This window comes from Caballeronia udeis (genome assembly GCF_001544555.2).
In the GTDB taxonomy this organism is placed as follows: domain Bacteria; phylum Pseudomonadota; class Gammaproteobacteria; order Burkholderiales; family Burkholderiaceae; genus Caballeronia; species Caballeronia udeis.
The window spans coordinates 1-20,528 of sequence record NZ_FCOK02000028.1; the positions used below are offsets into that span (position 1 = coordinate 1).

Consider the following 20,528-nt stretch of genomic DNA (forward strand, 5'->3'; position numbering starts at 1 on the left):
GCCGCTACAGTTCGACAGAGCCGACTTTTATCCCTGTTCCACCAACCACACAAGGTGCAGTATGAAGCGTAAGCCTTGTCCTGCGGATGATAGGGACGCGCCGGCAGAATCGAGGTGCCGTAGTGGCGCGCGAAGTCGAGCACCGTGTCGTTGCTGCGCGGTTCGTATCGGTTAGCGTCCGAGATCAGCGCACGTGGGTTGTCGGGCACGATGAGCTGGGTCACGCCGCCGTAAAAGCTCAGCGCGCGCGCCGTTGATTCAAGCCAGTCAGCCATGGTCTCGCGCGGCGTGGCACAGGCAAAGGTGTAGCTGGAGGCACCCATCGCGGCGACGAAGATGTGAGCCCGACTGCCGTCGGTCAATGCGATGGTAGGACCAGCGTAGTCGATGAACAGCTTCTCGCCCGCGCGATGAATCTGCCGCATCGAACGCTTGAGCTGCCTGGCGAAGCGCCGATAGTTATCGCAGAACTGGGAATAGGCGTAGGTCTGGCGGTCCGCGTGCTCGGCCCGGTATTCCTCCCACAGCAGCATCAGCGTCATGCCTTTGCGGCGCAACTCCTGGTGGAGGCGGCCATAGTCCGGTTGGACATGATTACGTGGTTTCTGAGGCGCGACCAACAGTCGCCGCTCGAGCGTGATCTCGTCAGCATCTTGCACCGCCGCCCAGTCCAAGCCCGCCGCCGCGGCGAGCCCCACATACTTGGTGACAACGCCTTTGGAGATGCCCAGCGCGCCGGCAATCTGCTCGTGCGAAAGTTTGGCGTCCAGCTTCAAACGCAATACGTCTCTTATCTTACGCATATTGATCCTTGGTGCGGGCACGCTGTCTCCAGACGAAAAAGCTGGAAGCGTACCCACTCAGTTGCTCATATGCGTAACATCATTCCTGCGCCGTACAACGTCGTTCCGGCATCGTGACCGATGATTCCGGCATCGTGACCAGTGATTCCGGAAGTCCTCCGAAATCGGTCACGTTCGCCCGGAATGGGCGGTCACGATGAACCAGAATGGCCGGTCACGTTCGTCCGGAATCGTCGGTCACGATGCTCCGGAATACCCAAATATACGCGTGCCGGTCATCGCGGCCATCGAGGGGCGTGCACATATCCACTCGGAGTATATTCTGCTGTCCAACGTCATAGTGGCAGCGGAAGGCGCATCCTTTCATGACATGGGCCACTATGCTGCGGGTGTCGTGCCTGGCGACGGTATCTTTACCACCTGGAGCTATCGCGCAGGAGCGGGGCGGGCGGAAGCTTTCCTGCTCAACGCGCAGCCTGTTACGGCGGCTGTCGCACGCGAGTGGGGAGTGGTTGCAGAGGTCGTGCCAGACGGTCAGGCGCTTGGCCGCGCACAGGAACTGGCGAGGCAGTATTTGAAAGCGCCCGAAGTGGCACGCCGCAACACGCGGGTACACTTTATTTGGCCCTTGAAGCAACGCATCGTGCAGGAAGTCGGCTATGGGTTGTCGCTCGAAGGCGCCTCCGCAGCCGCCCTTATGAAAGCAACGCAGGCGAAGAGCTGACTGCTACGAGCAGCACCTCTCGATTTGTGGAAATCCGGGAAAGCGAGTGCGTTGTCGGGTACCGTTGTGGCGCACTTGCTCAGGCCCGAGATCGATCCCAACCGCGGCTTCGCACCGCAACTGGGCGAATTCTACATCGACGGATGGCACGTTGGCCTTTGGGGATCAATGGAACGGTAACTGTACTTAAGCACTGCCAACCGGTTTCTGCCCTGGCGCAAGGCGTCCCGGTGGCGCATTTTTCACGGCGTCGATGAGCCGGCGCGTGACCTGCACCTCAGCGTCAGCTTGCGCGGCCCGCCGCTGCGCGTCCCGTTGCTGCGATCGGGTGTGCATCAGGGCATCGAGGGTGGTCAGATGCTGCTGTGCGACGTTTTCTGTTTTCTGCTGCGATAGTCTGAGTTCGGTTCGCAGGGAAGCAAGCGCCTCAGCGCGCTGTACTGCTGCGTCCTTCAGTTCGACCCTGACCGTCTGGAGTTCCGTGCGCAGTTCTTCGAGCTGCTTCTCGCTTTTCGTGTCCTGACCCGAGTGCGCTGGTCGCCGGTTTCGTCGAGTTGCCGGCGGATTTCCTGCAGGCGGGCTTCGGTCGCCGCGTGAGCCTCTCGTTGCGTGCCGAGGCGCGTCACCAGGCACAGGAAGCCGAAGCGGTACGCGACCGGGACGCCGCCGAACTCAAGGTCGTCAGGCAGTCCGCGGCGGTGGCGCAGGTCGCACTCGAAGCAACACTCACCGTACTATCGCAATACATCCTCAACACAGCTCTGGTTCGGCTTGTCGACGCTCGTGGCATCGAGCATTGATCGGAGCCTTGCCCCGATCAGTGTCTTGGCCTCGTCGATAATATCGTCGATAAGTGCCTTCACAGTCGGAACATCATGAATCAAGCCAGCAACCATGCCGCAGCTCCAGGCGCCGGAATCCAGCAAGCCGTCGCGCATGACTTTAGAATAAACACCGGCCACCTGGTCAATGATGTCTTCGATACGCAGAGTATTTCCCTTCTCGCGCTCGATCTCCAAAAGACGTTCCACACCTGCATTGTTGAGCACGCGCTCAGTATTTCTCAGGCCGCGCATGATCAGCCGCGTGTCCAACTCGGTTGAGTTAACAATCGCCCTTTTTACGTTCTGATGAACCGGTGCTTCTTGCGTAGCAACGAACCGAGTGCCCATGCTGATGCCCTCAGAGCCCAGCGCGAGTGCCGCCACCAGACTGCGCCCGTTAGCCATGCCACCCGAAGCAATAGTTGGAATAGCTAGCTCGTCAGCCGCACGTGGCAGCAAGATCATATTCGGAACATCGTCCTCTCCTGGATGGCCACCGCATTCGAAGCCATCCACAGTGACAGCATCGCATCCTATCTGCTGTGCTTTAAGGGCATGCCGTATTGACGTGCACTTGTGAAAAACCTTGATGCCCGCGTCTTTGAGACTACCCATGTAGGGCTCTGGATTGCGACCCGCCGTCTCGACGATGCGCACGCCACCCTGTTTGATAGCATCAATGTACTCAGGATAGGGAGGGGTCGAGAACGTGGGAAGGAATGTGAGATTCACGCCAAACGGTTGATCGGTCATTTCCCTGCACCGTGCAATTTCCTTTGCAAGTAGTTCCGGCGTCTTTTGTGTCAGGGCAGTGATAATGCCCAAGCCGCCTGCGTTGGAAACCGCAGAGGCCAGTTCTGCGAGGCCGACGTAATGCATCCCTCCCTGTATGATGGGATATTTAATCTGGAAAAGTTCGGTTATACGTGTCTGCATGCTGGCTCCTCATATCCTTTGAGTTTCTCTATCGTTAATCCGGGGTGAGAGGGGTGACCGTAGCCGGCACATATCGCGCCCCAGCGGCAAGATACTGATCGAGTAGCCAAATGCGGTCCCCGCCCCAAAAAAGTTCGTTTCCTGCTGCGAATGTCGGGGAGCCAAACACCCCCCGGGAGACTGCAGCTTGAGTCGCCTCGTTGACAGCGCTACGTGATTCTTTCGATTCAATGGTTTCTCGAAAGCATTGCTTGTCGATACCCACCGCCTTCTGCGCGACATCGAACAAGATATCCCTGTCCCCGAGGTTCCGCCCCTCACCCCAACGTGCACTCAACAACGCCTTCGCCAGCGCCGGTCGCTTTTCAAGCGGTTGCGTGTACATCAACTGATGAGCGGGTACAGGGTCAAACATGGAGAAATCATCGGTAAGCGGCAGTCCTAATACTTTTGCCATTCGTGATGCGTCATGACGGGCATAGGGGCCTTTGAGCGGCGTATCAAGCAGCGGCTTCAGCCCCATTACCTTCACTACCACAACGCCAAGCCGGAAGGGTAGCCATTGAAGTTTTTTACCGTGACGCTCTGCCAAGACCTCAATCTCATTCGATGCGAGGTACGCGTAGGGCGAGACGAAATCAAAATAGAATGCGATCGAATCCATGGTTTCATCGGGAAAATTGAGCGTCTTGCCCGTATCCTGTGACCCCGGCGGAGTTTGAAATAGTCCGCCCCAAGAGGTTGCTCTCACCAGGGCGTAACTGACAAATTACGGGGCACCGTTCAGTGACTTGTCCGCACGAACTTCTTTAAGGAGTTGCTCACGCAGAACATATTTCTGGATCTTTCCCGATGCAGTCTGAGGGAACTCATCCACGAAACGCCAGACCCGTGGCGTCTTGTATGTTGCGAGACGCGTTCGACAAAAGCTCGTGAGTTCGCTCTCTCCTTCGGCATGTCCGGCTCCGAGCTGGACGAAGGCCGCGATGATTTCACCCCATTCGGCGTCGGGCAACCCGACCACGCAAGCGCCTGAAACAGCAGGATGGCTAAGCAAAACCTCCTCGATTTCGCGCGGATATACGTTTTCGCCACCGCGAATGATCATCTCCTTCATTCTTCCCTGAATGGTGAGATAGCCATCGTTTGCCATCGAACCCAAATCGCCCGTCCGAAGCCATCCGTCGTCGGTCAGCGCCTGTCGCGTTGCTTCCGCATTATCGAAGTAGCCCTTGGTTACGCAATTTCCCCGAGTCCAAATTTCACCCAATGTGCAGATCGGCACAGTTTCGCCGCTTTGCGGATTGGCCACTTTGACTTCGACTTGTGGCATGGGCCGCCCGACAGTCAACGCCCAACCCGATCGAGACTCGTTCTCGCGCGTATGAGTGATATATGGCGAGGCTTCCGTTTGCCCGAATCCAATGCCCACCCTGATGCGAAGGGTATTCTCGATCCTCTGTACAAGCTCCGGCGGGACAGGCGCGCCGCCGAGCGTTGCGAGTCTCCAGGAACTCAAGTCGAAGGCGGTCAACTCTGGGTACTCGAGAATGCGAACTAGCATGGTTGGAACTGCGGACATCAATGTACCGCGCTCCGATTCAATCAGATTCAACATCAACGCCGGATCGAACGTCGGCGGAAGCACATGAGTTCCTCCCGTCTGCAATGCTCCCAAAGTCACGAGACCGCACCCGGCAGTATGAAACATGGGCATGGGATTGACCCATGTGTCGCCTTTACGCGCACCGATAACTTGCGCATAGATTCGCCCATTGTTTGCCAACCCCCGATGGGTTAGAAGCGCGCCTTTGGGAAAGCCTGTGGTGCCAGATGTGTATTGAATTTGGGCTATATCGCCAGGTTCAACACGTGGCAACGTGGCGACCCCTGACGAACCTTCAACAAAATCTCCCCAACTTTTCAGCGAAATGATTTCCCGCAAGAGTGGCAGTTCAGGTTTGACTTCCTCCAAGACCGCCGAGAGTTTCCTTCCGCGATACTCGGGTTCTACGATAATTCCGCAGGCCCGTGACTGCTTGAGGACATGCGTGAGCTCCGAAGCGAGATACGCCGGGTTCACAGTGACAAGCGTAATACCCGCGAGTGCTGCACCCAGTTCGATTTGCACCCATTCCGGGCGGTTCGATGCCCATACCGCGACATGCTCGCCCGGGCGAAAGCAACTCAGAAGTGCGCCCGCTACTTTGCGTGATTGCGTCAGCAGTTCGCCATAGGTCCAGCGACGCCTGTCGGTTCCGCTTACACCCTCAACCAGCGCGACTTCATTTTTCCAACGCTCTGCTGCATTTGTGAGCGCGTCCCCAATGCTGATCTCCAGGAATGGCTCGGTTTGGTTTGCGGGCCAGTACGCCAGGTTCTGTGAAGCGGCATGTTCCATGTGACTTATGTCTCCGTCTGTCTACTCCGTCTATCTATGCACCAGGCGCAAGATAAATGTAATGTTTCGCGGTGCTGTATATCGCCCGCGAGGTCGCAACTTGATTACGTCCCTATCATAAGCGGCGCACTTTCGTGCTTCTATTCGGATTTCGGTGCCCCGATTTCGGTCCGCCACGACGCCTTTCTTCCAGGGTGCCCGCGTGACTTACTGGGCGCCTACTCGGATATCCCATGTCCCGAAGTTTCAGGACACGCGCATAAGGCTAAAATGGATAGGGCGCAGGTCGCGCCTGGTGGTGGCCGTCGAGAACATTGTTGCCGAGGAGGAAGAGGTGCCTGTCAAAGGTCGGAAATTTGGCGCGAATGCACAGATTGCCGTGCGCCGCAGGCCGAGGCAAGGACGGTCCCTGATGACTGTTGACGCCATTCTCGAGGCGGCTCAACAGCTTTTGATAAGAGATGGATTTGAAGCCACGAGCACGACTCGCATTGCCGAAGCAGCGGGTGTCAGTGTTGGTTCACTTTATGAATACTTCACCAGCAAGGAAGCCCTTGTCGCGAAGCTGATCAAACGCCATTGTGACAACCTGCTTGACACGTACGCCGGAGCTTTCAAAGAGGTGGAGGGCAAGGGGATAGCGTCATTGGTCGACGCGTGGATCGATACAAGTGTGGACGCGTATGCAAAAGATCTTGCCCTGCATCGCGTTCTTCTCGATCAGATGGGCAAGGTGAGCAAGACGCAGCACCTGAGAAGCGTTTCTCTCGCTATTGCTGACCTTCTCGAAAGCGCGCTTCGCAAATGCGGGGAGCCGGTACCCAGGCCGGACCTACGCCTCGCGGCTTTTGTCATTGAGTCATCCGGAGAAGCCCTTTTACATAGGGCCATTCTTTACGGAGACAATCTCCTAAACGATGAGTTGCTGCGCGAGTGGAAACTCATGACCCGCCTTTATCTTGCGAGTGCGGACGGTTTGCCCTCGCAGGCGTGACAGAATCGGGATCCCTTTCAGCGGTGCCACAACCGACGCTCCTAAGCGCGTGCAGCCAGCTTTTCGCCGCCATCCCCGTAGTTATTATGACCTTCGATCGGATCGCGATTCGGATTCTCCGACGCCAGGCAAGTCGGGGATGGCAGGGTGGTATTGGGACAGTTGGCGGCCACCTCTGGTCGTCCGGCGTCGCCGGGTCTGAGGGGATTGCATTTCTCGCAATTGATACGACGCGATTCGCTGTGCGGCGGCGCTCTTTCTATTGGCTGGTTGCCGAAGCGGACCCCGGTGCCTGCCCTGCGCTCGGTGCAGGCACCCCTGTAGTTTTGGGCGTTTCGTCGTTACCCGTACCCGACCGGTTACAGCCGCCCACGCCAGCTCCCAGGATGGCAACCGCGCTTACCAACAAGACACTTCGAAGGATCGACTTCATGGCCGCCCCCTGAAATAGCCGCGATACGGTCATCTAAGCAATGCTCGTGCCGCTTCCATCTCCAGAATCCATTTCGGTCCGGCTTGGCTCACCAATGTCTTCGAAACGGTCATGCGGTGAATGCCGAGTCGCGCCCTTCAGGTCAACGCCGCCGGCAGTTGGCCCCGCAGCGGCCCCACAGTGTTGTTAATACGGCTTCTTTATGCCGCTGGCTGAGGCGGGCGCGTCCATCGTCCCCGTATTGGTTTTCGGCTGCGCACTGCCCGACGACATTTCCGTTGTGCTCGAACCCGGCGTCCCGGACGTTGAATCGGTAGTGACGTTTCCATTTGACTTCGTTATGCCAGTTCCACCCTGTCCAGTGCCGTTGCTTCCCGTAGTGCCGCCCGCGCCGCCCGTACCCGCTCCACCACCCGCACCCTGTGCGTAAGCGGCACCGTAGACTCCAAAAATTAACGCTGAAACCAATAATCCCAATGTGGGAACTCGCATGGCAGTCTCCTTTACCCATGACCCGGGAGTGGCGCAACAGGCACAACCCGTGGCAAATCCATCGCAATCGCTATGCCACCGCGACCCAAAGTGTGTGGCTCCCGCGCCAGGGTCCGGACGACTCCTGTCAACGCTCGTCGCTTCTAAAGCCTCGACGATGGGTTGGCGCTCGTGCGCGCCGATGACGAAAAAAGCCATCATCGATCTGCGGGCGCACTGCAACATTGGCTATTGAGCACGCGAACATTCGGATCATCCGATGCATCGACGAGAACGCGTAGTATCAATAGCAAGGCCTGCAAGACCGGAAACCTCGGTTCCGCAACCGCGTGCTGGCGGCTGACGCGACCCCTTTACGGAGACAAACACCATGGAAACAGACGACGTTGATGCCAGCGGTCTTACGTCCCAGGAACGTGGTTGGCTGGCCAAAGCACATCGCAACGACATCAATGGCTGGATCCACTTGCACATCGAGGGCGAACCCTTCGAACGAGGCTTTCAGCACGGTTACCTGACCGCCGCGGAGTACGCCGACGCCGTGCGCGTCTATCGGCAAATGACTTACATCTCGATGGGGGTGACGTACGACTTCTTCGTCGAAAATGCAGCAGGGTACCACCTGCCAATCATCGGGCAAGTGGCACCGGAACTGCTCGAAGAGATGCGCGGCATCGCGGCCGGCTACACGAGAGCCGGCGTACCCACGACGATAGAAGAGATCGTGGGCTGGAACGCATATGAAGAGATGAGTGGTTATTGGTGGCCGACGGTCGCCGCCGAGTACGCATCGAGCAGTACGAGTACCGGTGCGATGGCCAAGAGCCACTGCAGCGCCTTCATCGCCACCGGTTCGGCGACGCGTGACGGTGCGATCGTGCTGGGCCACCAATCGTTCACCGAGTTCTGGAACGGGCAATTCATGAACGTGATTCTGGACATCACACCAGAATCGGGACAACGAATGGTGATGCAGACGAGCCCCGGCTGGATTGCAAGCATGACCGACTTCTGGATAACCGGCGCCGGACTGGTGGTAGCGGAGACCACCATTGTCGGCTATTTCGGCTACGACGTAACCAAGGTGCCCGAATATGTGCGGGCGCGCAAAGCTTGCCAGTACGCGCAGGACATCGATAGCTGGGTTCAATTCCTTGACGCCGGAAACAACGGCGGCTACGCCAACATGTGGCTGATCGGGGACATCCGCCGCAACGAGATTGCCCGCTACGAGCAGGGGCTGCGCTACCAGAGCTTCAATAAGAAGAAGGACGGTTGGTACTTCGGCGACAACGTCGCTGAAGACCCGCGCATTCGCAATCTGGAGTGCAGCGATACCGGGTACAACGATATCAGGCAGCAGACCGGCGCACGGCGAACGCGCTGGCCCCAGTTGCTGGCGCAGCATGCCGGAGCGATCGACCTTGCTGCGGGGCAGAGCATCCTGGCCGACGACTTCGATGTCTATCTCATGTGTGCCAATCCTTCCTCTCGGACGATCTGCGCTCACTATGACGCGGACCCCATGTTTTACGTGAGCGATCCGAACGCCGTGTGGAACATCCCTTACTTTCCCGGCGGTTCGGTTGACGGGAAGGTGACGTCGGCGGCCCTGGCCAAGACCCTGGGCCTGAGTGCGCGTTTTGGGCGTGCCGATGGGGCGCGTTTTGATGCCGAGGAATTTCTGAAGCAACACCCACAGTGGAGCTGGCAGCAGGGCTACCTGAAGAGCCGGCCATCCCAACCATGGACCGTGTTCGATGGCCACTGAAGGCCCACACGCCAATTTGCGTAACGTAATGCTTCGGGGCAGGCGCAACGCTGGTGCGCGGCCGGGTATGTAACCTGATTGTCGGCATCGGAATTGAGATACAGATCCGCGCTCAGGAACAGACCACCCCTGGCGTACCGGCAAAATCGATTGCTGCACGGTACCACTGCAGGCCGGTTCAAAACTGCGATGCCGCAAAAGGGCGTTCTCACGTTGCCGAGGTGGTCACGTAAATCGAGAGATGAAAGATTCCAAATCACACGCGGCTGACCTGAACAGCACCGGTAGCGCAAGCAAACCCGTGCCGATGATTCCGAGGCTAAAGAGCAGAAATGCGAATTTTTCTGCAATGGGCTTGAGCACGAGCGCTGCTTGGGAGCATGCCTGGATATTTGTAACGCCATGAGCGCTTGGCGTCGCCGCTGCGGACAGAATAATAAAGAGGGCAACCAGGTTCGAGAAATGCAGCGCGAAGCAATCGCCCGCGTGCCTTCGGTTGCTTTTGTCAGTGGTAGCAAGAGCCTTCGACGACACTAGCCGGTGGATCGGCGCTGATCGTGGAACCCGTGGGAAATCTCCGATCCGGCAATCGTCTCACTTTCGGTCTTATCAGGTCCTGTCGGGTGCGTTCGAAGTTCGTGTGCGCAGAGTAAGCGGTATAGCGTGACCCGCGATATGTCCAGTTCCCGCGCAGCATCGATCAGACGGCCGCTGTTGCGCAATAGTGCGAGTTCGATGGTGCGTCGCTCCGCCGCCTGTCGAGCCTCAGCGAGTGAGACGGGCTCGACTTCTACATAGTCACTCAGTTCAAGATCGCCGGCCGTGATCTGCCGGCCCTCCGACATCACGATCGCGCGCCGCACGCGATTGAGCAACTCCCGCACGTTACCTGGCCATCCATAGTTGTAAATCGCGACAGTCGCGTCGGGTGCAAAGCCTCGCAGACGCCGGCTTGCATCCTTTTTGAAGCGATCAAGCATGTGCTTCGCCAGCAACTCGATGTCGGTGCCCCGCGCACGCAGCGGTGGTTCATCAAGTTGCAGCACGCACAAACGGTGATACAGATCGGCACGGAAACGGCCCTCCATCATCGCTCTGTCCATAGCGACGTGAGTCGCAGAAATGATGCGTACGTCCACTGGCGCTGACCCATGCCCGCCGAGCCGTTCAACTTTGTGTTCCTGCAAAAAGCGCAACAGGCTTGCCTGGCTTTCGAGCGGCAGGTCACCGATTTCATCGAGGAACAGGGTGCCGCCGTTAGCTGCCTCCACCCGGCCGATCTTGCGTTGATTCGCGCCGGTAAACGCACCGCGCTCATAACCGAACAGCTCCGATTGCAACAGGTGAGCGGGTATGGCGCCGCAATTGATAGCGACGAACGGCTGGTCGCGCCGCGCAGAGCGTTCGTGAATGGCGAGCGCGGTCAGTTCCTTGCCGGTACCCGACTCCCCGGAGATAAACACGGGCGCGTCGGTCATGGCGACCTTGTGAATGGAGCGGAACAACGCGAGCATGGCGTCGCACGAACCGACCATTTCGCCTTCGGCGCTGCCTGTGTGAGGGTGGTTCGACGCATGCTCGTGCAGGGACGCCATGCCATAAGCGTGACCCACGGCATTGATGATACGTTCGTCCGAACTGGGCAGGGTGACGTAATCGAAGCAATAGTCGCGAATCAACCGGCGGACAATTGCATCTTCGAGTTGTCGTGCGTCAACAGTCGCGACCCAGCCCGCGTCAGTTCGAATAAGTATGTCTTCGATTGCGGCGAAATCTTTCGGAAGCTGACATGTTGAGAGATCGAGCAAACCAGCCAGCGTACAGGCATTCCACGGAGCCTGGATTCGGGTCTGCTGCGGCTTTACCGGCGTAATCTCCCAGTTTCGTCCTTCGAATTTAGATGTCAGCGACCTCGACGGATCGCTACATACGTAGATCAGTTTGCGGGGCAGAGCCATACAAGCTCGGTGATCATCCATCACATCAAAGTTCAATTGCGCCATATCGAGAATTATGGCGCACAAAAAAGGTGGCAGAGCGGAGGAACCAGAGCTCATGAAACTTTTCAATCAGAGCACTGCTTTGTATCGGGAGAACTTGAGAAAGCATTTCCCGCTGTTGACCATCGATGCCGGTAGTTCGTACCTCTCAGTGCAGCTTTGCTCGCCTCCAAAGCACTCGCCGTTGTCCTCTCGACAAAGTCAGAATGGACAGGTTTTTGTTATGAGGTCCCGGTGTCTCAGCACGTTCACGGCTCTGACGAGAGGCATTGCGATAAGCAATAGACTCAGCCAAACGACTTGAATGTATGGCCTGAAAATAAACGACGCGGGCACTTGGCAGTACGTCGAGAATTAATTTGCCGAGATGTCTTGATGCGCAGATACAACAAGTTGAATTGTTCTGGCTTATCCTAATTCTTACCTAAGTCGACCGTGACAGATCAATCGTAGGTGGCCGCAGCATCGCACGCATGGCGCATGCATCACGCCCGTGCAAATTGGTCATCACCGTATTACATCGGCTTTTGAGCCGGATCCGGGAGACAATAAACTGGGACCCGAGGGTATTCGCAATTCGCCTTGTTAGCGGAAGATCTTGGTCTTTTTGGGCCTGCGAGCTTACCGGTAGATCATGTCCGCACGCCGGTTCTGCGCCCACGATGCTTCGTCGTGACCCAAAGCGACGGGCTTTTCTTTTCCGAAGCTAACCGCTTCCAGTTGCGAGTCAGGCACGCCAAGGGTCTCGAGATCGTGAAGTACGGCTTCCGAGCGCCTTTCACCCAGCGCAAGATTGTATTCGCTTGTTCCGCGCTCGTCGGTGTTGCCTTGAATCAGGACATGCCGGTCCGGGTGTGCCATAAGATATTTCGCATGGGCCTCAAGCAGCGGTTGATAGTCGCTCTTGACGGTATAGCTGTCGAAATCGAAGTAGACGCTCCGCTTCGCGAGTGGCCCATTGGGATCGTTGAGCTCGTCGACGCTCAGAGGTGCGACGTTTGCTGGCGGGCTGTTTGCAGAGCTTCCCTGGGAGGTGCCTCCCTGTTGATTCAGCTTTGCACCCGAATGACACCCGGCAAGCACGCTCGCCATCAGCATGGCAGCACAGAATCCGATCTTGGTCATGATAGGTCTCCTCCGATTGGAGGTAAAAACGCACCTCCTTAGGATAACTATTAACGCCGCAGAGAGGGGGTAGATTGACGCGGCGAACAACGATATTCGATTGATACAAAAGGCAGAGATTCAGTTTTCAAATTTCTTAATTCAACGGCTTGGAAGAAAGAGATTCTTAATCTGGATTCTTAATCTGAATTGGTCACTGCGCTGCATCGCACTCTTTGGTACTGGTTAAACGCCGCTGACGGTTCAGTCAGATCTGCAGATAGGGGTTCAATGTTAAGCCAGCCACAGAAACCAGGTAGATCGGAATTTCCCCGCAAGAACTCGGCTTGGAGTGCCTTGTGCATGCCAAATTCTTCCGTGTCGGAAATAGTCAAATTCGACGCTAATGTACTTCCCTTCTTGCACCCAACCCTGCTGATTGCTATCGCCTGGATGACGATTGGCGTCATATCGGTTGGGCATCGGACACTTGAGACCTTTCCGACAGACGGAATCCGACGGGAATGGCTGCGAGGGTATCGTGGTGCGTGCCTGTTGTTCTACCATCTTGCCTGGTGGCCCTGGTACATGCGGACCCTTCTTCGAGACAGCGCGAGTCGAATCGGAAGGCACGTGTTCACAAGAAAGAAATCGCCGCATCACGAGTCGGAGAATCCGCCCAATAACCTTCCGGTTGGCGAACATGAGGAGAATAGTACGAGCGACGCACGCCGAGGGAGGCGAGATTGACTGGGCCGAAACTGACCTGACTGTCGAACTATCGAAAAAAAGAGGGTTGTACCGCCTATGGCGGCACGTTTGCAGCTAAGGCAAGAGACCCGGCACCGATTATCACGGTCTCGTCCTGCGGTGGGAACGGCTATCCGCTGATTTGACGCCAACGGGGCTTGCAGGTCGAACTCGGTTGTTTGACATTGGACTGCGTTCGATCGGCCGTGTCAAAACTCAAAATCACTGAGTTTCAGGGAGTGTCTTTGCCCCTCCAGAGGTGCCGCGAGGCCGATATGGCGCTATCTAACAAGCGGCTTTTTGCGCTGAGCCGAAACGGCGTGTGTTTTGACACGGTCTGGGCCAGAAACTGTAGTTCGACGTGACGATTTAAATTTCCCTATGGCGGACGCCCAGAGTCCGCCCGACATTGAGACATGATTTCGGCGCGGAAGCGACGTCCTCGATCGGGCACTGCGATATAGGGGTACCATCCCAGCACTCGAACATGGTCTCCGCCCGTCCTGTCAGAGCGGGGGCGACCTTCGAGTCAATCCGCAGAGGTCAATCATGAGCTCATTGATAGTCGCCTTGATCGTGTTTGTGTGCGTCTTCGGCAGCGGGGTGCTCGGCTTGAGTCTTCGCACTTTCCTTCCCGACCATCACCTGAGCGAGGATTCGACGGCTATCGTGAAGCTGGGGGCCGGGCTGATGGCGACGCTCGCCGCTCTCGTCCTTGGTCTCCTGATCGCCTCGGCAAAGGTTTCTTTCGACCGGCTCAACGACGAGTTCACGCAGACCGCGGCTACGGTCGTCATGCTCGATCGCACCTTGGCCGATTATGGCCCGGAGGCGAAGGAAGCCCGTGAACTCCTGCGCGGCACCTACGCCGCAGCTGTGGAGCAGTTTTATTCCGGAGGAACTGTCGTGAAGGACAATGTGGACGTTCCGGATAGCCTGGCGCGCATGGTGCAATTTCAGCAAAAGCTTCGAGAGCTGGCACCACGAAACGACATGGAGCGCTTGGTTCAGTCGGAGGCCCTGGCCCGAAGCCACGACCTGGCGCAAACGCGCTGGATACTGTTCCGACCAGGGCAGGGCGCGATCCCAACGCCATTCCTGGCAGTGCTTGTGCTCTGGCTTGGTATCCTCTTCGCCGGATTCGGTCTGGTCAGCGCCAACAAGCGGACCGCCGTTGCGACGCTTTTCGTCTGTGCGCTATCGGTCTCCGGTGCCATTTTCCTGATCGAGGACATTGCCCACCCGCTCGAAGGGCTGATGCAGATCTCGCGCGCGCCGGCACAGATCGCGCTCTCCCATCTCGGCCAATAGGTGAAGACGCATTGATCGCCCAGACTAAATCAACGCACTGAGACCGGGTGACTCATGAAGCAATTTGTTGAAGGTGATGACCGCAAGCAGTCCGCACTACTTTCGGAATGCGTGGATGACTACATCGGACAGGACAACCCGGCAAGGATCATAGACGTCTTTGTGGACGAATTGGACCTCACAACGCTCGGCTTTAACGGCACCACGCCCGCAGTGACAGGCCGTCCTTCCTACCATCCAGGTGCGGTGGCTGACAGGACGTCTGGCACCAGACTTCAAGACGATCGCGGACTTTCGTCGAGACAACGGCCTGGCCATTCGCAATGTATGCCGGCGTTTCGTCGAACTGTGTCGCGCACTGAAGCTGTTATCCGCTGACATGGTGGCCATCGACGGCAGTAAGTTCAAGGCTGTGAACAGCCGTGACAAGAACTACACGGCAGCCAGGATCGTCAAGCGTCAGCAGCAGATTGAGAAAAGTGTTCAGCGATACCTCGATGCGATTGAAACCGCAGGCCGGACCAGTCCGATAGGTTTCGACGTAAAGACCGTGCGGCTGTACGAAAAGATCGCCAGCTTGCGCCAGAAGATGCGTGAGCTCGCACTGGTCAAAAAGCAGTTGCAGAAGCAGCCGGAAGGCAGCTCTCGATGACGGATCCCGACGCGCGATCCATGGCAACAAGCGGAAGAGGATCGTAAGGTGAAACGTGGCGCGCTATTGTTTCAGGCCAGGGCTTCTTCGGCTTCAGCTTCAACCGTTTCCGTCTGCGAATTCCGGATCAGGTAATCGAATGCGCTGAGTGATGCCTTGGCGCCTTCGCCCACCGCAATCACGATCTGCTTGAACGGCACGGTGGTGACATCGCCGGCGGCGAACACACCCGGCACCGACGTCGCGCCGCGCGCATCCACCACGATCTCGCCGTGACGCGACAACTCGACCGTGCCCTTGAGCCATTCCGTATTCGGCACCAGCCCGATCTGCACGAACACGCCTTCCAGCTCGACGTGCTTCGCTTCTGCCGAACTCAGGTCCTTGTAAGAAAGACCATTGACCTTCTTGCCGTCGCCGGTGACTTCCGTGGTCTGCGCCTGCGTGATGATGGTCACGTTCTTGAGGCTGCGCAGCTTGCGTTGCAGCACGGCGTCGGCACGCAGTTCCGTACCGAATTCGAGCAGTGTCACCGCGCTGACCAGTCCGGCCAGATCGATTGCCGCTTCAACGCCGGAATTACCGCCGCCGATCACCGCGACACACTTGCCCTTGAACAGCGGGCCGTCGCAATGCGGGCAATACGCCACGCCGTGGTTGCGATATTGCTTCTCGCCCGGCACGTTGATTTCGCGCCAGCGAGCGCCCGTGGCAAGCACGATCGTCTTTGCTTTCAGTACCGCGCCGTTGGCCAGGCGCACTTCGTGAATCTTGCCCGGCACGAGCGCTTCGGCGCGCTGCACGTCCATGATGTCGACGTCATAGCTCTTCACGTGCTGCTCGAGCGCGGTTGCAAATTGCGGGCCTTCGGTCTCTTTCACCGAGACGAAGTTTTCGATCGCGAGCGTATCCAGCACCTGTCCGCCAAAGCGCTCAGCCGCCACGCCGGTCGAGATGCCCTTGCGCGCCGAGTAGATGGCCGCCGCCGCGCCGGCAGGTCCGCCGCCGACGATCAGCACATCAAATACGCCTTTCTTTTCGAGCTCTTTTGCCGCGCGGGCGCCGGCGTTGCTATCGAGCTTCGCGAGGATTTCCTTCACGCCGGTGCGGCCCTGGCCGAACACTTCGCCGTTCATATAGACGGTGGGCACGGCCATGATCTGGCGCTGCTCGACTTCGTCCTGGAACAACGCGCCGTCGATGGTGACCTGCCGGATACGCGGGTTGATGAGCGCCATCACGTTCAGCGCCTGCACGACTTCCGGGCAGTTCTGGCATGACAGCGAGATATACGTTTCAAACTCGTAGTCGCCGTCGAGCGCGCGGATCTGTTCGATCACCGCGTCGTCGAGTTTGACCGGATGGCCGCCGGTCTGGAGCAGCGCCAGGACCAGCGACGTGAATTCATGACCCATCGGAATGCCCGCGAAACGGATACCCGTGGGTTTGCCCGGTTCGCCGATGGAAAACGAGGGCTTGCGCTGCGCATCGTCGCGCTTCTCGATCACCGCAATGCGGTCGGACAGCGTGGCGATTTCATGCAGCAGGCCTTGCAGCTCGATGGATTTCGGCGAGTTGTCGAGTGAAGCGACGATCTCGATCGGCCGGCTGACCTTTTCCAGATACGCTTTCAACTGAGTCTTGAGGTTGGCTTCCAGCATGGCGATTCGAGTCCGTGTAACGAGGGTTTTTATTAGCGCGGGGAATGCGAGGCGAGCGTCATCCGGGCCGCGAGCGGCCCGGACACTGCACTCTTTTACAACGAGGATTTAAAGCTTAGATCTTGCCGATGAGGTCAAGCGACGGCGTCAGCGTTTCAGCGCCCGGCGTCCACTTGGCGGGGCACACTTCGCCCGGGTGTGCTGCAACGTATTGCGCTGCCTGAACCTTGCGCAGCAGTTCGCCTGCGTCACGGCCAATGCCGTTGTCATGGATTTCGCACAGCTTGATCTCGCCTTCCGGGTTGATCACGAACGTGCCACGCAGCGCCAGACCTTCTTCTTCGATTAGCACGTCGAACGCGCGCGAGATGACCAGCGTCGGATCGGCAATCATCGGATACTTGATCTTGCCGATCGTATCCGACGTGTCGTGCCATGCCTTGTGCGTGAAGTGGGTGTCGGTCGACACGCTATAGATTTCCACGCCCAGCTTCTTGAATTCCGCGTAACGGTCGGCCAGATCGCCGAGTTCCGTCGGGCAGACAAACGTGAAGTCAGCCGGGTAGAACACCAGGACGGACCATTTGCCCTTCAGGGTTTCGTCGGTCACGGTGGTGAAGTCGCCGTTGTGGTAAGCGTTGGCTTTGAACGGTTTGACCTGGCTGTTGATGATCGGCATTACGTGTGTCCTTGTGTTAAGTGGTTAAGTGGTCAGGAAGTGAACGAAGTATGAAGGGAGACACCCAAGAGGGAAAATCGAATGATTTAATGGGGTCGATGTGGTGAGGCTATCAGGGTTAACGCGGCAGGCCGCCGCATTGACGGGCCGCATTTTATCGTTACCTGGCACCTGCTGCCAGTATCGGGAGCGCGGGGAAGGTCAACAAACACGGGCATGGGTGTTGCGCCTATCCCGCTTTGGCTAACTGAATCAACCGGAGGGTGTATGAAAATCGGCATCATTGGCGCGGGCAATATTGGCCGCGTGCTGGCGTTGCGCTGGGTCGAGCGTGGGCATGAGGTCCTGATCGGCAACTCGCGGGGGCCGGATACCCTGGCCGAAGTCGCCGGCGAAACCGGCGCGAAGCCGGCCGAACTCGCCGACGTGGTACGCGGCGCGGCCGTGATCGTGGTCACGATCCCCGAAAAGAAAGTGCTGAACCTGCCCGCGGGCCTGTTCAGCGACGTACCGGAAACCACTGTCGTGATCGATACGGGCAATTATTATCCGCGCGAGCGTGATGGCCGTATCGAGGGGATCGAGTCCGGCATGATGGAAAGCGCGTGGGTGGCGCAGCAGATCGGGCGTCCGGTCATCAAGGCTTTCAACAACATCTACGCGGCCCATTTGCGCGATCTCGGCAAGCCTGAAGGCACGCCGGGACGCGTGGCGCTGCCGGTCTCGGGCGACAACGCCGACGCCAAGGCCGTTGTGATGCAACTCGTCAACGAGATGGGCTTCGATCCGGTGGATAACGGCACGATTGGCGACTCCTGGCGCCAGCAGCCGGGCACGCCGGTCTACACGAAGGATTTCGACAGGGAAGCACTGAAGGCCGCTCTACAGAAGGCGGAGCGGGCTCGCAAGCCCCAATGGAGCGGAACCGACAAGAGCCCCGGCAGTTTCGATCACCCGGCATGAAGCCGCGCGGCGACGGGCCTTTCAAAGCCCGTCGCCGCGCGGTTGAAGCCGATTGTTGATGCCGCGTAGCTGCAGCCGGCGTGTTCAGTCGAGCGAGATGCCGTCGAACCGGTGTCCGCCCAGCGGGCTGATCTCGTAGCCCTTGACGTTCTTCGTCATCAACTGGAACGCGTTGGCGTGAGCGATCGGCGTGTACGGAACCTGGTCCTTGAACACAAGCTGCGCCTGCTCATACAGCTTGGTGCGGGTCGGCTGGTCGGTGATCAGCCGCGCTTTCCCGATCAGATCGTCGAATTGCTTGTCGCACCACTTCGCCACGTTGCTGCCATGCACCGCGTCGCAGCCGAGGGTCGTGCCGAGCCAGTTGTCCGGGTCGCCGTTGTCGCCCATCCAGCCGTAGAGGATCGCGTCGTGCTCGCCGCCTTCCTTCGCGCGCTTGTTATATTCGGCCCATTCGTAGGTCACGATATTCGCTTTCACGCCAATCTTCGCCCAGTCCGATTGAATCAATTGCGCCATCAGGCGAGCGTTCGGGTTATAGCCGCGCTGCACGGGCATGGCCCACAGCGTGATCGAAAAGCCGTTCCGAAAACCGGCTTGCTTCAGCAGGTTGCGGGCCTTCGCGGGATCATAGGGCGCATCTTTCAACGCTTTGTCATACGACCATTGCGACGGCGGCATCGGATTCGACGCCACGGTCGCCGCCCCTTCGTAGACGCTCTTCAGGATGGCCGGTTTGTCCACGGCCATGTCCAGCGCACGGCGCACCAGCACGTTATCGAGCGGCTTGTGAGTGGTGTTGTAGCCGACATAAGCCACGTTGAAACCTACGCCCGACAGCACCGCCAGGTTCGGATTGCTGCGTGCGGTCTGGATGTCGGCGGGGCGCGGGAAGGCCGTCATCTGGCATTCGCCGCTGGCGAGTTTCTGCATGCGCACGGCGGCGTCCGGCGTGATGGCGAACACCAGTTTCGCGATATGCACGTCCTTCCTGTTCCAGAAGTCGGGGTTCGCGTCGTAGCGGATGGTTGCGTCTTTCTGGTAGTCGCGGAACACGAACGGCCCCGTGCCCACGGGCTTCTGGTTCAGGTCTTCCGTCTTGCCGGCCTTCAGCAGCTGGTCGGCGTATTGCGCCGACACAATGGAGGCGAACTCCATCGCTATGTTGCGCACGAACACCACGTCGGAGGTGTGCAGCGTGAAGCGCACCGTGTAGTCGTCGAGTTTTTCAACCGATGCAATGTTCTTGTCGTAACCGAGGTCGCTGAGATACGGGAAGCTCACCGGATGCGCTTTCTGGAACGCATTGTCCGGGTCGATCATGCGTTTGAACGTGAAGACGACGTCGTCGGCGTTGAAGTCGCGCGTGGGTTTGAACCAGGGCGTAGTCTGGAATTTGACACCGTGACGGAGATGAAACGTGAAGGTCTTCGCGTCGATCGACTCGTCCCATGATGTGGCCAGGCCCGGCACCAAGTCGAGCGAACCGCGCTGGAATTCGACGAGGGTGTCGTAGACTGCGTGCGCGCCGGCATCGAAGTCCGTACTGGTGGTGTATTGCGCGGAATCGAAGCCTGCCGGACTGCCCTCCGAACAGAACACCAGGGTTTTGCCCGCCGCGTGGGCAGTGCCGGCGAGCGCGCCAAAGGCGGCAAGCGTGCAAACCGCAGTGCGGACCAGCGCGCGGGCTGGAGCGAAGAACGAACCGGGTGTCAGGCTTTGATGGGGCATGTAAGGTCGGTAAAGAGTGAAAGGCGGGTTGACGGACGGAGCCCGGGAGCGAGCGGGCGTGCGTGCCTAAGTAGCCGCATACTTTACCAACCACGGAATTTTTGACGAAGCGATACGTTCTTCTTTTGATATGCCGAAATCAGTTGTCGGGACGTGGAGCATTCATGCAGCTCGTCAGGGGGCGATAGGGGCTTCCGGCCTGTGGGCTGCAAATATTTCCCGGGCGTTTTAACATGTCGGACCGGGCGCTCCCGCTTCTTGCCTGCTTCTTTCCGGCTTCTTTCCGGCTTCTTGCCGGC

15 protein-coding genes and 1 pseudogene are annotated in these 20,528 nt (G+C 58.3%); 6 read left to right on the forward strand and 10 right to left on the reverse strand.

All coding sequences use genetic code 11. The features are described 5' to 3' along the window. The coding region (istA, locus tag AWB69_RS20185; protein WP_231937174.1) for an IS21 family transposase at nt 1-824 on the reverse strand (824 nt) is incomplete at its 3' end. Nucleotides 825-999: 175 nt separating this feature from the next. Between istA and AWB69_RS20190 the strand changes: the two genes are divergently transcribed. Next, entirely contained in the window at nt 1,000-1,527 is a 528-nt protein-coding gene (locus AWB69_RS20190; RefSeq protein WP_062087961.1) for an enoyl-CoA hydratase/isomerase family protein, read from the forward strand. A 734-nt stretch (nt 1,528-2,261) separates the two neighbouring features. On the opposite strand, the gene AWB69_RS20200 is transcribed toward AWB69_RS20190, so the two are convergent. From AWB69_RS20200 to AWB69_RS20210, 3 genes are all read right to left on the reverse strand, one after another. Beyond that, on the reverse strand, nt 2,262-3,287 hold the full coding sequence (locus AWB69_RS20200) for an NAD(P)H-dependent flavin oxidoreductase (RefSeq protein WP_062087966.1): 1,026 nt from the start codon (nt 3,285-3,287) through the stop codon (nt 2,262-2,264). 34 nt (nt 3,288-3,321) lie between these two features. After that, nucleotides 3,322-3,951: a 2-hydroxychromene-2-carboxylate isomerase gene (locus tag AWB69_RS20205; RefSeq protein WP_062087968.1), complete on the reverse strand. Its 630-nt coding sequence runs from the start codon at nt 3,949-3,951 to the stop codon at nt 3,322-3,324. 105 nt (nt 3,952-4,056) lie between these two features. After that, nucleotides 4,057-5,688, reverse strand: coding sequence for an AMP-binding protein (locus AWB69_RS20210; protein ID WP_062087970.1), 1,632 nt, complete (start codon nt 5,686-5,688; stop codon nt 4,057-4,059). A gap of 298 nt (nt 5,689-5,986) precedes the next feature. Here AWB69_RS20210 and AWB69_RS20215 point away from each other — a divergent pair, with 298 nt between their 5' ends. Further along, a complete protein-coding gene (locus AWB69_RS20215) occupies nt 5,987-6,682 on the forward strand; it encodes a TetR/AcrR family transcriptional regulator (RefSeq protein WP_197500283.1) in 696 nt (231 codons plus the stop codon). A 1,295-nt stretch (nt 6,683-7,977) separates the two neighbouring features. Further along, nucleotides 7,978-9,378, forward strand: a complete 1,401-nt coding sequence (locus tag AWB69_RS20220; RefSeq protein WP_062087974.1) for a C45 family autoproteolytic acyltransferase/hydolase — start codon at nt 7,978-7,980, stop codon at nt 9,376-9,378. 225 nt (nt 9,379-9,603) lie between these two features. On the opposite strand, the gene AWB69_RS49505 is transcribed toward AWB69_RS20220, so the two are convergent. The 3 genes from AWB69_RS49505 to pal all read right to left on the reverse strand — a co-directional run bounded on the left by AWB69_RS49505 (nt 9,604) and on the right by pal (nt 12,503). After that, the gene (locus AWB69_RS49505) at nt 9,604-9,912 is read right to left on the reverse strand and encodes a divalent metal cation transporter (RefSeq protein ID WP_062087976.1); all 309 of its coding nucleotides are present in this window, start codon (nt 9,910-9,912) and stop codon (nt 9,604-9,606) included. Next, complete coding sequence (locus AWB69_RS20230) at nt 9,912-11,336, reverse strand: sigma-54 dependent transcriptional regulator (RefSeq protein ID WP_156528909.1); 1,425 nt, start codon at nt 11,334-11,336, stop codon at nt 9,912-9,914. Before AWB69_RS20230 ends, AWB69_RS49505 begins: the two co-directional genes overlap by 1 nt. A gap of 663 nt (nt 11,337-11,999) precedes the next feature. Continuing rightward, nucleotides 12,000-12,503 (reverse strand): peptidoglycan-associated lipoprotein Pal, encoded by a 504-nt coding sequence (gene pal, locus AWB69_RS20235; protein ID WP_156528910.1) that lies wholly within the window; start codon nt 12,501-12,503, stop codon nt 12,000-12,002. A gap of 1,278 nt (nt 12,504-13,781) precedes the next feature. Here pal and AWB69_RS20240 point away from each other — a divergent pair. After that, on the forward strand, nt 13,782-14,543 hold the full coding sequence (locus tag AWB69_RS20240; protein WP_062087978.1) for a bestrophin-like domain: 762 nt from the start codon (nt 13,782-13,784) through the stop codon (nt 14,541-14,543). Between the two features lie 54 nt (nt 14,544-14,597). After that, nucleotides 14,598-15,233 (forward strand): annotated as a pseudogene (locus AWB69_RS20245) (IS5/IS1182 family transposase); the annotation flags it as partial. Nucleotides 15,234-15,266: 33 nt separating this feature from the next. On the opposite strand, the gene ahpF reads toward AWB69_RS20245, so the two are convergent. Both ahpF and ahpC read right to left on the reverse strand, forming a co-directional pair. Continuing rightward, nucleotides 15,267-16,856, reverse strand: a complete 1,590-nt coding sequence (gene ahpF / locus AWB69_RS20250; RefSeq protein WP_062087980.1) for an alkyl hydroperoxide reductase subunit F — start codon at nt 16,854-16,856, stop codon at nt 15,267-15,269. Between the two features lie 115 nt (nt 16,857-16,971). Next, on the reverse strand, nt 16,972-17,535 hold the full coding sequence (gene ahpC / locus AWB69_RS20255) for an alkyl hydroperoxide reductase subunit C (protein WP_062087982.1): 564 nt from the start codon (nt 17,533-17,535) through the stop codon (nt 16,972-16,974). Nucleotides 17,536-17,802: 267 nt separating this feature from the next. Between ahpC and AWB69_RS20260 the strand changes: the two genes are divergently transcribed. Then, entirely contained in the window at nt 17,803-18,498 is a 696-nt protein-coding gene (locus tag AWB69_RS20260) for an NADPH-dependent F420 reductase (RefSeq protein WP_062087984.1), read from the forward strand. An 84-nt stretch (nt 18,499-18,582) separates the two neighbouring features. Here AWB69_RS20260 and AWB69_RS20265 read toward each other — a convergent pair whose 3' ends face one another. After that, nucleotides 18,583-20,229, reverse strand: coding sequence for an ABC transporter substrate-binding protein (locus tag AWB69_RS20265; protein WP_062087986.1), 1,647 nt, complete (start codon nt 20,227-20,229; stop codon nt 18,583-18,585). Nucleotides 20,230-20,528: the final 299 nt, after the last annotated feature.